The 13,626-nt window shown below is 75.2% G+C and carries 12 protein-coding genes; 7 read left to right on the top strand and 5 right to left on the bottom strand.

Annotated elements, in window-relative coordinates; translation table 11 throughout:
* Positions 1-5 precede the first annotated feature (5 nt).
* The 3 genes from GA0070614_RS20875 to mtrA all read right to left on the bottom strand — a co-directional run bounded on the left by GA0070614_RS20875 (position 6) and on the right by mtrA (position 4,271).
* Positions 6-1,814, bottom strand: coding sequence for an LpqB family beta-propeller domain-containing protein (locus GA0070614_RS20875; protein ID WP_088977548.1), 1,809 nt, complete (start codon positions 1,812-1,814; stop codon positions 6-8).
* On the bottom strand, positions 1,811-3,493 hold the full coding sequence (gene mtrB / locus GA0070614_RS20870; protein ID WP_231933725.1) for an MtrAB system histidine kinase MtrB: 1,683 nt from the start codon (positions 3,491-3,493) through the stop codon (positions 1,811-1,813). Before mtrB ends, GA0070614_RS20875 begins: the two co-directional genes overlap by 4 nt.
* Before the next feature lie 88 nt (positions 3,494-3,581).
* The gene (gene mtrA, locus GA0070614_RS20865; protein WP_088977546.1) at positions 3,582-4,271 is read right to left on the bottom strand and encodes an MtrAB system response regulator MtrA; all 690 of its coding nucleotides are present in this window, start codon (positions 4,269-4,271) and stop codon (positions 3,582-3,584) included.
* Positions 4,272-4,490: 219 nt separating this feature from the next.
* Here mtrA and GA0070614_RS20860 point away from each other — a divergent pair, with 219 nt between their 5' ends.
* From GA0070614_RS20860 to GA0070614_RS20840, 5 genes are read left to right on the top strand one after another with little or no spacing between them, the layout of a single operon-like run.
* Positions 4,491-5,342: a hypothetical protein gene (locus GA0070614_RS20860; RefSeq protein WP_088979557.1), complete on the top strand. Its 852-nt coding sequence runs from the start codon at positions 4,491-4,493 to the stop codon at positions 5,340-5,342.
* A complete protein-coding gene (locus GA0070614_RS20855; RefSeq protein WP_088977545.1) occupies positions 5,339-5,929 on the top strand; it encodes a DUF4129 domain-containing protein in 591 nt (196 codons plus the stop codon). Before GA0070614_RS20860 ends, GA0070614_RS20855 begins: the two co-directional genes overlap by 4 nt.
* Positions 5,926-7,341, top strand: coding sequence for a DUF4350 domain-containing protein (locus tag GA0070614_RS20850; protein ID WP_088977544.1), 1,416 nt, complete (start codon positions 5,926-5,928; stop codon positions 7,339-7,341). Before GA0070614_RS20855 ends, GA0070614_RS20850 begins: the two co-directional genes overlap by 4 nt.
* Entirely contained in the window at positions 7,338-8,330 is a 993-nt protein-coding gene (locus GA0070614_RS20845; RefSeq protein WP_088977543.1) for an AAA family ATPase, read from the top strand. The genes GA0070614_RS20850 and GA0070614_RS20845 overlap by 4 nt, the downstream gene beginning before the upstream one ends.
* Entirely contained in the window at positions 8,327-9,637 is a 1,311-nt protein-coding gene (locus GA0070614_RS20840; RefSeq protein WP_088977542.1) for a DUF58 domain-containing protein, read from the top strand. The genes GA0070614_RS20845 and GA0070614_RS20840 overlap by 4 nt, the downstream gene beginning before the upstream one ends.
* 96 nt (positions 9,638-9,733) lie before the next feature.
* Here GA0070614_RS20840 and GA0070614_RS20835 read toward each other — a convergent pair whose 3' ends face one another.
* Positions 9,734-10,765: a stage II sporulation protein M gene (locus GA0070614_RS20835; RefSeq protein ID WP_088977541.1), complete on the bottom strand. Its 1,032-nt coding sequence runs from the start codon at positions 10,763-10,765 to the stop codon at positions 9,734-9,736.
* Between the two features lie 23 nt (positions 10,766-10,788).
* On the opposite strand from GA0070614_RS20835, the gene GA0070614_RS20830 reads away from it, so the two are divergent.
* Both GA0070614_RS20830 and GA0070614_RS30625 read left to right on the top strand, forming a co-directional pair.
* Complete coding sequence (locus tag GA0070614_RS20830) at positions 10,789-11,811, top strand: RDD family protein (RefSeq protein WP_088977540.1); 1,023 nt, start codon at positions 10,789-10,791, stop codon at positions 11,809-11,811.
* A 79-nt stretch (positions 11,812-11,890) separates the two neighbouring features.
* Positions 11,891-12,049 (top strand): hypothetical protein, encoded by a 159-nt coding sequence (locus GA0070614_RS30625; RefSeq protein ID WP_172892472.1) that lies wholly within the window; start codon positions 11,891-11,893, stop codon positions 12,047-12,049.
* An 83-nt stretch (positions 12,050-12,132) separates the two neighbouring features.
* Here GA0070614_RS30625 and ahcY read toward each other — a convergent pair whose 3' ends face one another.
* Positions 12,133-13,620, bottom strand: coding sequence for an adenosylhomocysteinase (gene ahcY, locus GA0070614_RS20825; protein WP_088977539.1), 1,488 nt, complete (start codon positions 13,618-13,620; stop codon positions 12,133-12,135).
* Positions 13,621-13,626 lie beyond the last annotated feature (6 nt).

The raw sequence follows: 13,626 nt of genomic DNA, 5'->3' as shown, positions 1-13,626 counted from the left end.
CGCGCTCAGAACAGGAAGATCGGGGCGGTCGGGCTGCCGGGGCGCACCCCGTCCGGCGGCGGGGTCACCTCCAGGACCTGGTCGCGGCGGATGGTGTCGCCCTGCGGGTACCGGTAGGCCACCCCGTTCGCCTCGTACATGATCAGCGCGCTGGGCAGGGCCACCACCGGGTTGGTCGGGTACGTGGACAGGTGCGTCACCCGGGCGCCCACGTCGGACACCAGGGCCGTCTCCAGGGCGCCGTCGATGCTCACCTGGTAGACCGCCGAGCGGCCGGCCGTACCGGCCAGCACCAGGGCGTTCTCCCCCGCCCAGTCCACCGCCGACAGCTCGGTCAGCGAGGTGGCCACCCGGCGGGCCGGACCGGCGGTCACCACCCCGCCGTCCAGGTTCACCGCCGCCAGGTACAGCGCGCCGCCGACCACCAGGGCGATCCGGTGCCCCTCCAGCGAGGCGGCCACCGCGGTCACCCGGCCGGGGACGGTCAGCGGCACCTGCTCCATCCGGCCCCGGTCGTCGAAGCGCCACAGGTTGCCGTCGGCCACCACCAGCCCGTACGGCTGGCGGGGGTCCGGCGAGCGCAGCCAGACCGGCCGCCCGACCGTCGAGAAGGTCTGCGCCGAGGGGTTGCCCGCCGGCACCGCGTCCGGCCCGGAACCGGTGACCAGGCGCCGGCGACCGCCCGGCACGTCGACCACGAGGGCGGACAGCACCCGCTCGTCGGCGCGGCTGAGCCCGGCCGACACGACGTTCCGGTTGTCCGCCGCCGCCAGCGGCGCCGGGGCGCTCGCCTCGCCGGGAAAGGCCAGCGGGTGGACCGCGCCCTCGTAGACGGCGTACCGCTGGGGATTGTCGTTGACCGGGTAGACCGGGTGGGCGAGCCGGTGTCGCTCCAGGTCCTCGATGCGGACCCGGGACTGGTTGCGCGTGGTGAGCTGGAGCTGCCCGTCCAGTTCCGGCAGCGACCAGGCGAGCTGGGTGCCGATCTGGGCGAGCCGGCGGCTGTCGTCACCGGGCAGGTCGAGGGTGACCTCCCAGCGACCGTCGGTCTCGGTGGCGTTGTTGATCAGGGCCGTCCGGTCCGGCAGCCGGCTCACCCCGGTGCTCAGCCACTCCGACGGCCCGGCGATCAGCCACTTGACCACCTCGCTGACCCGCCGCTGGTGCGGCACGGCCAGCGGCAGGTACCGCTGGTCGGGCACCAACCGGCGCTGGTCGGAGCTCCAGAAGTAGACCGGCGAGGTCTGGTAGTACTGGCGCAGCGCGTCGACGCTGAGCAGCAGCACGTTCGGCGGGTCGGTGACGAACAGACCCGCCTCCGCGGTCCCCTCCTGCCCCGGTGAGGCCGCGCTGCGCAGGCTGAACCGGTACTCCCGGTCGGTCGCCACAGGGGGCCCGAGCACGCCGTTGGCGCGCAGCAGCCCGACCTGCTGCACCGGCAGCCGCACCGAGAAGACGCCGTTGGCGTTCTCCGTGATCACCGGCTTCTCGGTCAGCCGGACCACGTTGACCGCGATCTCGCTGCCCTGCTTCTCCTGCAGGCGGCTCTTGTTCTCCGGCGCGATGAACTTCTTCACCCGGGTGTACGCCTGCTCCGGCTCGCCGGCCGCGGCGGCGAGGTAGTTGCGGACGAACAGCTCCCGGTCGTCGCCGCTGGCCGTACGGCTCGGCGGCTCGTCCCGGCGGAAGCTGGACGCGCCCGCCTCGACCGCCGGCCCGGACCCGTCCACCTGCACCTCGGTGTTCGCCGGGATGCCGCACCCGGTCAGGGCCAGCAGCACGGCGCCGAGCGCGCCGGCGAGCGCACGCCTCACGACCGCACCTCCGCCCGGTCCCCGTCGTCGGCCGCCGGGCCGGGCCCGATCGCCAGCGCGCCGCCGCCGGCCGGGCCGATGGCCAGCACCTCGCCGGCGCGGGGACCGCCGAACGGCAGCGCGGCGTCGGCCGGCACCAGCCGCAGCGGCGACGTGGTGAGCCGGTCCCCGGCGCGCGCCGGCAGGGTGAGCCGGAACTGGGCGCCCTGCCCCGGCGCGCCCCACGCCTCCAGCCATCCGCCGTGCAGCCGGGCGTCCTCCAGGCTGATCGACAGGCCGAGCCCGGTGCCGCCGGTCTGCCGGGCGCGGGACGGGTCGGCCCGCCAGAACCGGTTGAAGACCAGCTTCTCCTCGCCCGGCCGGAGCCCGACGCCGTGGTCCCGCACGGTGATCGCGACGGCGGTCCGGTCCATGCCGAGGGTGATCAGCACCGGCTTGGCCTCGCCGTGCTCGACCGCGTTGCCGACCAGGTTGCGCAGCACCCGCTCGACCCGGCGGGGATCCACCTCGGCGATCACCGGGGTGCTCGGCACGTCCAGCTCGATGGCCACGCCGGCCCGCTCGGCCAGCCCGGCCAGCCGGTCGGCGACCCGGTGCACCACCGGCACCAGGTCGGTCGGCTCGGAGTCGAGCATGGCGAAGCCGGCGTCGAACCGGCTGATCTCCAGCAGGTCGGTCAGCAGCTCCTCGAACCGGTCCAGCTCGGCCTGGAGCAGTTCGGCGCTGCGGGCCACCGCCGGGTCGAACTCGTCCCGCTCGGCGAAGATCAGGTCGGCGGCCATCCGTACGGTGGTCAGCGGGGTGCGCAACTCGTGCGACACGTCCGAGGTGAACCGGCGTTGCAGGCGGGACATCTCCTCCAGCCGGAGGATCTGCCGTTGCAGGTTGGTCGCCATCTGGTTGAACGAGGCGGCCAGCAGCGCCAGGTCGTCCTCGCCGTTGACCTCCATCCGCTGGTCGAGCAGGCCGGCGGAGAGCCGCTGGGCGGTCCGGGCGGCCACCCGTACCGGGGTGACCACCAGGCGGGTCACCAGGGCGGCGAGCAGGCCGAGCAGCAGCACCAGGGCCAGGCCGGTGGCGAGCACGGTGGCCCGGGCGTCGGCGGCGGTGGCGTCCTGCCGACTCAGCGGGACGAGGTAGTACAGCTCCAGCTGACCGAAGCGGGTGGGCACCGGCGAGCCGTAGACCAGGTACTTCGTGCGCTCGCCGCCGAGCCGGCCGGTCCGGATCTGGTGGGCCACCTTGCCCTCGGCGACGGCGGCGCGCAGCTCCCGGCTGACCAGCGGCCGCACGTCGGTCGCCGGGGACGTCCGGGTCTCGATGATCCCGGTGTAGCTGTCCGCGGTGATCGCCACGACCACGCCGCTGGTCTGCTGCGGGTCCCCACCGGCCAGGTAGTTGACCGTGCCCTCGATGGTGTCCTGGAGCTGCGCCTCCTGCGGCTGGCTGTAGAGGTAGAACTGCTTCGCCGAGTAGTCGCTGCCGCTGCGCAGCCGCAGCAGCGTGTCGGCCTTGGCGTTCTCCACCAGGATGTCGGTGATCTTGTTGGCGATCAGGTAGGCGAACCCGCCGACCAGCAGGCTGGACACCACGAGCGTGATGGTCACCACCCGGACCTGCAACGAGCGCCGCCAGGTCTGGTGCAGCCCGGCGGCCAGGCCGAGGACCCGGCCGGCCAGGGCACGCCCGAGCGCCCGCGCGGCGGGACGCCAGCCGGCGGGGGACTCGGGGAGGGAACTCGGGGCGCTGGTCACGGTGCAGACCAGGCTATCCGGTACCCGCCTTGTAGCCCACGCCCCGAACGGTGAGGATGATTTCCGGCCGCTCCGGATCCGGCTCGATCTTGGCGCGCAGCCGCTGCACGTGCACGTTGACCAACCGGGTGTCCGCCGCGTGCCGGTAGCCCCAGACCTGCTCCAGCAGGACCTCGCGGGTGAACACCTGACGCGGCTTACGGGCCAGCGCGACCAGCAGGTCGAACTCCAGCGGCGTCAGCTTGACCTCCTCGCCGTCCCGGCTGACGGTGTGCGCCGGCACGTCGATGGTGATCTGGTTGCCGGGCGGGCCGATGGTCAGCATCTCCGGGGCGACGTCCTCGCCGCGCCGCAGCCGGGCCCGCATCCGGGCGACCAGCTCCTTGGGCTTGAACGGCTTGACCACGTAGTCGTCGGCGCCGGACTCCAGGCCCAGCACCACGTCCACGGTGTCGCTCTTCGCCGTCAGCATCACGATCGGCACGCCGGACTCGGCCCGGATCGCCCGGGCCACGTCGATACCGCTCATACCGGGCAGCATCAGGTCGAGCAGGACGATGTCGGGTCGGTTGTCCCGGAACGCGGCCAGCGCCCGTTCCCCGTCGGCGACGAAGGAGGGCAGGAAGCCCTCGCTGCGCAGGACGATGCCGAGCATCTCGGCGAGCGCGGGGTCGTCGTCGACCACCAGTACCCGGGCTCTCATGGGGTTTATGTTTCCATCCCCGTTCAGTCAGGTGGGATCGGCGTCACCCGGCACGGTACTGCCGGTCGAGGCGTCCCCGCACGTTCCACGCGGAACGACCGTTTCCCGTGGTCGCCGCCGCGGCTCGCGCGACGTGCGGGTCCACCGGATCGGACCGGTCGTGTCACCATGATCCCCGGGCGCGCCGCCGCCCGCCACCAAGACCGCCAGGAGTACGTGTTGCCCGACGTCGGCCCGACCGCCGTGCTCCCCCGGCGACCGCTCACCGTGGGCGAACTGCTCGACTCCGCGGTGCTGCTGCTGCGCGGCCACGGCCGGCTGCTGATCCCGCTCGGGGCCCTGCTCGCCGTCGGCGAACAACTCCTGCTGCTGCCGCTGCGCAGCGTCGCCGGAGCCGACCCGCCGACCTGGGTGGCGGACCTGGACGACCTCGGCTGGATCTGGCTCGTGCTGGCCGTCGGCGCGGCGACCGAGGCGGTGATCGTCACGCTGCTCGGCAACCCGGCCGCCCGGGCCGCCGGCGCCGCGCTGCTCGGCCGGCGCGCGGGCGTGGTCGAACTGCTCCGCCCCCGGGGCGCCCGGTGGGGCGCGACCCTGCTGCTCGCCGCGCCCGTCGGCGCCCTCGTCCTGCTGGCCTCGCTGGCCGGGCCGGTCTGGTTGCTCGCCTTCGGGATGTGGGGCTCCCTCGCGGCGGCCCTGGTGCTCGACCGGGTCCCCGCGTGGCGGGCGCTCGACCGGGCGGCCGGGCTCGCGCTGCGCGGCGGGGCGCGGGCGGCGGCCATCCGGCTGCTCGGCTACCTCGGCTGGTGGCTGCTGCGGATCGGCCTCGCCCTCGGCGCGTACTACGGGCTGGCCTCGTTCGACCTGGTGGACCTGCGGGACGCCGGCGCACGGGCGCTGATGGCGATGGCCGTCTTCGCGGCGGTGAACGCCGTCGCGTACCCCGCCCTGGCCTGCCTGGACGCCGTGCTGCACCTGGACAACCGGATGCGCACCGAGGGGCTGGACATCCGGCTCTCCCGCTCCCCCGCCGGGCTGACCGAACCCGTCCTGCTGGCGGCCGACCGATGAGCTTCAGCCGCTGGTGGACCGAGGCCGTCGCCGCGCTCGGCGACCTCGTCCCGCTGCCCCTCGTGGCGGTGGCGCTCCTGCTGGTCGCCGCGCTGGCCGCGCTGGCCTGGTACCACTTCCCCGCCTGGGTGCCCCGACGCCTGCCCCAGCTGCCCCGGTTCCGCCGGCCCCGGCGGCGGCGCCGGCGTCGCCGCCCGGCGCGCACGGAGGAGGCGGTGGCCGAGGTGCCCCGCCCGCGCGACGGCGAGTCGGACGTGCCGGCCGGCCCCGGCCTCTCGCTGGCCGACCGGCTGGCCGCCGAGGGGCGCTTCGCCGAGGCCGTCCGGGAGCGGCTGCGCGCGATGGTCCGCCGGCTGGTCGCGGTCGGGGCGGTGGAGCACCGCGCCGGCATGACCGTGACCGAACTGGTCGACGAGGCGGCCCGCAACCGGCCACCGGTCGAGGAGCCGGTGCGCGCGGCCGGCACGATCTTCTCCGAACTCTGGTACGCCCACCGTCCCGCCTCGGCCGCGCACGACCGGCGGATGCGGGACCTCGCCGACGAACTCGACCGGGTGCTCGCCGGCCACCCGGAGGAGCCGCGATGACCGCCACCGCCGCGCCACCCGCACCGGCGCCCGCGACGAGCACCCCCGTCCGGCGGCGGCGACGGTGGCACCGGGCCGTGATCCCGTTCGCCGTCGCCGCCGTGCTGGTCACGGTCACCCTGGTCACCCACGCGGCCGACCAGCCCGATCCCGGTGACCGGGGCTTCCTCTCCCCGGTGGCGACCGGCGACGACGGGGGCAGCCGGCTCGCCGAGGCGCTGCGCGGGCAGGGCGTCACGGTGCAGCGGGAGACGGACACCCTGCGGGCGCTGCTGGCGCTCGACGGCCGGCCGGCGACCCTCTTCGTACCGGCCCCGGAACTGCTGCACCCCGACACCGTGGGCGCGCTGGGCGACCTGCCCGCCGGCAGCCGGCTGGTGCTGGTCGACCCGTCGCGGCGGGTGCTGGAGTCGGTCGACCTGCCGGTGGCGCCCACCGACCGGCGCTGGGCCGCCCGCGCGGTCGGGCCGGAGACGGACGGACGGCCGTGCCCGCTGCCCGAGGCGGACCGGGCCGGCACCGCCGCCGCCCGGCTCCAGGGCTACGCCGCGCCCCCCGGCTACGGCGGCGACCTGCGCCGCTGCTACTCCGGCGGCCTGGTCCAGCTGCCCTGGGCCGCGGACGTGGTGGTGATCGGCGCCAGCGACCCGTTCCGCAACGACCGGATCGGCGAGTGGGGCAACGAGGCGCTGGCCACCGGGCTGCTCGGCGGACGCGGCCGGGTGGTCTGGCTCGACCTGGACGGTCCCGCGCCGCCCCCGCACTTCGGCACCGGCAGCAGCGGCCCGCCGGCCTGGTCGCCGGCCCCGGGCGGCTCCACCACCTGGGGCGACGGCAGCGGCACCGGCACCGGGGACGGCGGTCCGGGCGGACCCGGCGGACCCGGCGGCGACAGCAACGGCGATGGCGACGACGGCGACGAGCAGGACCGGGCCGACGGGCCGCCGCCGCCGGAGAACCCGCTCTGGTCGACCTTCCCGCCCTGGTTCTGGGCGCTGCTGCTCCAGCTCGCCCTGGCCGCGCTGCTGGTGGTGCTCTGGCGCGCCCGCCGGCTCGGCCCACCCGTGGGCGAGCCACTGCCGGTGCAGGTCCGCGCCGCCGAGACGGTGCTCGGCCGGGCCCGGCTCTACCGGCAGGCGCGGGCACGCGGCCCGGCCGCCGGTACGCTGCGCGCGGCCACCCTCGACCGGCTGCTGACCCGGCTGAACCTGCCCGCCACCACGCCGCCCGCCGAGGTCGCCGCGCTCGTCGCCGCCCGCGCCGGCGGCACCGCCGACGAGGTCCACGAGCTGCTGTACGGGGCCGAGCCGAGCACCGACGCCGAACTGCTGGCGCTGGCCCGGTCACTGGACCGGGTGACCCGTACGGTCACGGCAGTCCCCGACCACCCGACCGAAGGAGACCCCCGGTGACCCACCCCGTCGCACCCGCCGCGCCCGCCACCGCCGGCACGGACGACGCCCGCGCCGCCCTGCACCGGTTGCGCGCCGAGGTGGCCAAGGCGGTCGTCGGGCAGGACGCCGTGGTCACCGGCCTGGTGATCGCCCTGCTCTGCCGGGGCCACGTGCTGCTGGAGGGCGTCCCGGGAGTGGCCAAGACGCTGCTGATCCGCACCGTCGCCACCGCGCTGGACCTCGGGTCGAAGCGGGTGCAGTTCACCCCCGACCTGATGCCGGGCGACGTCACCGGGTCGCTGATCTTCGACCCGCACACCGCCGCGTTCACCTTCCGGGAGGGGCCGGTCTTCACCAACCTGCTGCTCGCCGACGAGATCAACCGGACGCCGCCGAAGACCCAGTCGGCGCTGCTGGAGGTGATGGAGGAGCGGCAGGTCTCCGTCGAGGGGTCCCGCCGTCCGCTGCCCGACCCGTTCATCGTGGCCGCCACCCAGAACCCGATCGAGTACGAGGGCACCTACCCGCTGCCCGAGGCGCAGCTGGACCGGTTCCTGCTCAAGCTCACCGTGCCGCTGCCCACCCGGGACGAGGAGCTGGGCGTGCTGCGCGCCCACCATGCCGGCTTCGACCCGCGTGACCTGGCCGCCGCGGGCGTACGGCCGGTGGCCACCGCGGCCGACCTGGCCGCCGCGCGGGAGTCGGTCGGCCGGGTGTACGTGGCCGAGCCGGTCCTCGCCTACATCGTGGACCTGTGCCGGGCCACCCGGGCCACCCCGGCGCTGGAGCTGGGCGCCTCGCCCCGGGGGGCCACGGCCCTGCTCAGCACCGCCAAGGCGTGGGCCTGGCTGGCCGGGCGGGACCACGTCACCCCGGACGACGTGAAGGCGACCGCCCGGCCGACGCTGCGGCACCGGCTGCGGTTGCGTCCGGAGGTGGAACTGGAGGGCGTCGGGGTGGACGCGGTGCTGGACACGGTGCTCGCCACCGTGCCGACGCCCCGATGACCTGGCGGGCGGGCGTCCTGCTGCTGGTGGGCGCGCCGACCCTGCCGGTCTGGCCGGACCCGCTCCTCGGCGTCGCGGTGATGACCGGCGGCGTGCTGCTGCTCTGCGCCCTGGACTGGGCGCTCGCCGCCCCGCTGCACGCGCTCACCGCCACCCGCGACGGTGACCGGTCGGTACGCCTCGGCGGCACCGCCACCGTCACGCTGCGCCTGACCAACACCTCCGGCCGTACGCTGCGCGCCCAGGTGCGCGACGCCTGGGTGCCCTCGGCGGGCGCGGTGGCGGACGTACCGCCGGAGCGGGTGACCCGGGTGGAGCCCGGCGCGACGGCGGTGCTGCCCGGCCGGCTGACCCCGACCCGGCGCGGCGACCGGCCGGCGGTGGCCCTGACGGTGCGCTCGCACGGGCCGCTGGGGTTGGCCTTCCGGCAGCGGGCCGGGCGGCCCGACACCCCGGCCTGGACGCTGCGGGTGCTGCCCCGCTTCGACTCCCGCCGGCACCTGCCGGAGAAGCTGTCCCGGCTGCGGGTGATCGACGGCACCCAGGTGACCCGGGGCCGGGGCCAGGGCACCGAGTTCGACACCCTGCGCGAGTACGTGGTCGGCGACGACGTGCGCTCGATCGACTGGCGGGCCAGCGCCCGCCGGGCCGACGTGCTGGTGCGCACCTGGCGTCCGGAGCGCGACCGCCGGCTGGTCTGCGTGCTGGACACCGGCCGCACCTCGGCGGTACGGGTCGGCGACGAGCCCCGGCTGGACACCGCCATCGACGCGGCGCTGCTGCTCACCGCGCTGGCGGCTCGGGCCGGCGACCGCGTCGACCTGCTCGCCGCGGACGCCACGATCCGGGCCACGGTGACCGGCAGCGGCCGACCGGCCCTGCTCAACCGGCTGGTGACCGCGCTCGCGCCGCTGCAACCGGCGCTGGTGGAGACGGACTTCGAACTGATCGCCGGGGAGATCCTGCGCCGGGAGCGGCAGCGCAGCCTGGTGGTGCTCTTCACCGCCCTGGAGGCGGGCGCGCTGGGTGAGGGGCTGCTGCCGGTGCTGCCCCGGCTGGCGGCCCGGCACCGGGTGGTGGTGGCGGCCGTGCACGATCCGGTGCTCACCGGCCTCACCACTGCCGAGCCGACCCGCCCCGGCGACGCGTACGCGGCGGCGGCGGGCTGGCGGGCGTTGGCGGAGCGGGGCCGGGTCCGCGCCGCCCTGGCCCGCTACGGGGTCACCGTGGTCGACGCCCCGGCCGACCGCCTCGCCCCCACCGTCGCCGACGCCTACCTCCGCCTCAAGGCCCTCGGCCAACTCTGACCACCGCCCACCTGGTCGATCAAGAAGTTCGGGTACCGACACGCCGGGCGGGACGACCACAACGTCCTGATCGACGGTCACCAGGGCCGAGGCGGGTCAGCGGCGGGTGGGGTGCCAGGCGCGGGTGGGGTCGGCGGAGGGCCAGAGTTCGGCCAGCCAGGGGTCGGTGCGCTCGGCGCGGGCGGACTCGGCGCGGACCGCGCGCCGGCCGAGCACCACGACGTACCCGAGGAAGCCCAGCCAGACGGCGGCGCCGACGCCCACGCGCAGCACGGTCGGCACCGGCGCCGGGGTCACGAAGGCCTCCAGCAGCGCGGAGACGGCGAAGAGCCCGACCAGGCCGACGGCGACCAGGATCGCCGAGCGTCCCGCCTCGGCCACCGCCCGCCCCCGGGTCAGGTGCGACGGCGGGGAGATCCACGCCCAGGCGGTCCGCAATCCCACCCCGGCGGCGACGAACACGCCGGTCAGTTCGAGCAGCCCGTGCGGGGTGATCAGGCCGAAGAAGACGTCGGCCCGGCCGTAGGAGACCATCACCCCGCCCACCACGCCGACGTTGAGCGCGTTCTGCCACAGCAGGTAGAACACCGGCACGACGAGCACCCCGGAGGCCAGGCACTGGGCGGCGATCCAGGCGTTGTGCGTCCAGAGGTGGAAGGCGAAGGTCGGCGCGGAGAACTCGGTGTAGTAGCCGGCGAAGCCGGAGTCGACCAGGTCGGCCGCCGCCTCCGGGCCGATGAACGCCGCGGCGGTGTCCGGGTTGCCGGCGACGTACCAGATCAGGAAGAAGCTGAGCGCGGTGAACCCGGTCGACACCGCGCACCACCAGGGCCACGCCCGGTAGACCGCCACCGGGAAGCCGACGGTGAGGAACCGGGCCACCGCCGCCCAGGACGGGCCACGCCGTCCGGCGATCCGGGCCCGGGCCCGCAGCACCAGCTGGGACAGGCGGCTGACCAGGGCCGGGTCGGGCGACCGGCTGCGCAGCGCGGAGAGGTGGGTGGTCGCCCGCTGGTAGAGCGCCACCATCTCGTCGATCTCGTCGGCGTCCGGCCGACGCCGGCCGCAGAGCTGGTCCAGCCGCCGCCACTCGTGTTCGTGCTCGGCGACGTACGCGTCGAGATCCACTCGTCCTCCCCCGTCCGGCGCTCATAGTGTTCACTGTGCGGGTGACCGCGCAACCACCGGTGCCCGTTCCGACCGGCACGGCCGGCCGTGCCCCGGGCTGGGCCGACGCCGGCCTGGTCAGCGGCGAGGCCGTCGAGCTGGACGTACGCGCCGCCCGACTCGGCTCCCGGGTGCTGGCGCTGCTGCTGGACATCGTCGTCCAGGCGGCGCTGACCCTGCTGCTGGCGATCCTGCTGAGCGCGCTGGCCACGCAGCTGCTGCCCGCCGGGCTGGTCGACGGCGCCTTCTTCCAGGGCCTCGCGACGGTCTTCCTGGTGTTCGCGCTGGTCGGCTACCCGGTGCTCTTCGAGCGCTTCTGCCACGGGCGTACGCCGGGCAAGATGGCGGTCGGCCTGCGGGTGGTCAGCGCCGACGGCGGCCCGGTCGGGCTGCGACAGTCGTTGACCCGGGCCCTGGTCGGGGTGGCGGTGGAGTGGCCGGGCCTGGTGCTGCCCCTGCTCAGCTGGGTGGCCGGCGTGACGGTGATGCTGACCGACCGGCGTGGGCGACGACTGGGCGACCTGGTGGCCGGCACGATGGTCGTGCACACCCGTACGGCCCAGTCGTGGCGACCGGCCCCGATGATCATTCCGCCGCTGGTCGGCTGGGCGGTCACGCTGGACCTGACCCGGCTGGACGACGCGTTGGCGCTTGCCGTACGGCAGTACCTGACCCGGGCGCACGGGCTCACCGAGCCGTCCCGGACCCGGCTGGCGCAGGGGCTGTGGAGCGAGGTGGCGGCAGTGACCTCCCCGCCCCCGCCGCGGGGCGTGCCCGAGCCGCTGCTGCTCGCCGCGGTGCTGGCCGAACGGAACCGTCGGGGGGCGCTGCGGCTGCGCCGTACCCGGGCGGTGACCGCCACCCTGTGGCCGGAACTGCACCCGGTCCCGCAGCTCACCCCGGCCCCGCAGCCCACCCCGGCGTCCACCGCCACGCCGGAGTCCGCGCCGACCTCCGTCCGCCCGTCGGTCCCCGCCGCCCGCACCGGCCCGCCGGCCCTCGGGTGACCGTGGGGCCGTCACGCGACGGGAGGGCGGGCCGCACCGCCACGACCAGGGCCGACGCCGTCGCGCGGAGGGGGTGCGGATGAGAGGGTTCGGTCCCTGGCTGGCGGTGCTGGCGGTGGTCGTCGTCCTCAGCGCGCTGCGCCTGCGCGCCCTCGCGACCGCGGTCTCGCTCGCCTGGCTGGCCTGGTGCGTCTGGACCTGGATCCGCCCCGACCGACGCCGCCCCGGCCCGCGCTGACCTCCCGCGCCGACCGACGCCGGGCGTACCCGACAGCAGACCGGGCCGGCCGCGCGGCGGCCGACCCGGTCTGCGGGTGGAACTCAGTAGCGGTAGTGCTCCGGCTTGAACGGACCCTCCACGGAGACGCCGAGGTACGCGGCCTGCTCCTTGGTGAGCTCGGTCAGCTTGGCGCCGAGGGCGTCCAGGTGCAGCCGGGCGACCTTCTCGTCCAGGTGCTTCGGCAGCACGTACACGCCGACCGGGTACTCGTCGGTCTTGGTGAACAGCTCGATCTGGGCGATCGTCTGGTTGGCGAACGAGTTCGACATCACGAAGCTCGGGTGGCCGGTGGCGTTGCCCAGGTTCAGCAGGCGGCCCTCGGAGAGCACGATGATGGCGTGGCCGTCGTCGAAGCGCCACACGTCGACCTGCGGCTTGATGTTCTCCCGGGTGACGTCCGGACGCTTCGCCAGGCCGGCCATGTCGATCTCGTTGTCGAAGTGGCCGATGTTGCCGACGATGGCCTGGTGCTTCATCCGGGCCATGTGCTCGTTGGTGATGACGTCGAAGCAGCCGGTCGCGGTGATGAAGATGTCGGCCTGCTCGACCACGTCCTCCAGGGTGGCGACCTGGTAGCCGTCCATCGCCGCCTGGAGCGCGCAGATCGGGTCGACCTCGGTCACCACGACGCGGGCGCCCTGGCCGCGCAGCGACTCGGCGCAGCCCTTGCCCACGTCGCCGTAGCCGAGCACGACGGCCATCTTGCCGCCGATGAGCACGTCGGTGGCCCGGTTGATGCCGTCGATGAGCGAGTGGCGGCAGCCGTACTTGTTGTCGAACTTGCTCTTGGTCACCGAGTCGTTGACGTTGATGGCCGGGAAGAGCAGGGTGCCGGCGCGGTGCATCTCGTAGAGGCGGTGCACGCCGGTGGTGGTCTCCTCGGTCACGCCCTTGATGGTGGAGGCGACCCGGGTCCACCGCTGGCCGTCCTCGGCCAGCGAGCGGTGCAGCAGCTGCAGGATGACCGCGTACTCCTCGGAGTCGGCGGACTCGACCGGCGGGACCACGCCGGCCTTCTCGAACTCGACGCCCTTGTGGACGAGCAGGGTGGCGTCGCCACCGTCGTCGAGGATCATGTTGGGGCCCTGGCCGTCCGGCCAGTTCAGCACCTGCTCGGTGCACCACCAGTACTCCTCGAGGGTCTCGCCCTTCCAGGCGTAGACCGGGACACCGGCCGGGGCCTCCGGGGTGCCCTCCGGGCCCACCACGATCGCCGCGGCGGCGTGGTCCTGGGTCGAGAAGATGTTGCAGGACGCCCACCGGACCTGCGCGCCGAGCGCGACCAGGGTCTCGATCAGGACGGCGGTCTGGATGGTCATGTGCAGCGAGCCGGTGATGCGCGCGCCGGCCAGCGGCTGCGCGTCGGCGAACTCGCGACGGATGGCCATCAGGCCGGGCATCTCGTGCTCGGCGAGCCGGATCTCCTTGCGCCCGAACTCGGCGAGCGACAGATCCGCCACCTTGTAGTCGCCCTCGGCGAGGGTGCTCGGCCGGGCGCCACTGGTGGACGCCGGGAGGGTGCTGGTCATGGAAGC

It is taken from the genome of Micromonospora coxensis, assembly GCF_900090295.1.
GTDB lineage: Bacteria > Actinomycetota > Actinomycetes > Mycobacteriales > Micromonosporaceae > Micromonospora > Micromonospora coxensis.
This window is presented reverse-complemented; position numbering and strand designations above follow the sequence as displayed.

Coding starts and splice junctions, on each gene's coding strand:
- mtrA (WP_088977546.1), bottom strand. CDS start 4,271: ATGAGAGCCCGGGTACTGGTGGTCGACGACGACCCCGCGCTCGCCGAG.
- GA0070614_RS20840 (WP_088977542.1), top strand. CDS start 8,327: ATGACCTGGCGGGCGGGCGTCCTGCTGCTGGTGGGCGCGCCGACCCTG.
- GA0070614_RS20850 (WP_088977544.1), top strand. CDS start 5,926: ATGACCGCCACCGCCGCGCCACCCGCACCGGCGCCCGCGACGAGCACC.
- GA0070614_RS30625 (WP_172892472.1), top strand. CDS start 11,891: ATGAGAGGGTTCGGTCCCTGGCTGGCGGTGCTGGCGGTGGTCGTCGTC.
- ahcY (WP_088977539.1), bottom strand. CDS start 13,620: ATGACCAGCACCCTCCCGGCGTCCACCAGTGGCGCCCGGCCGAGCACC.
- GA0070614_RS20855 (WP_088977545.1), top strand. CDS start 5,339: ATGAGCTTCAGCCGCTGGTGGACCGAGGCCGTCGCCGCGCTCGGCGAC.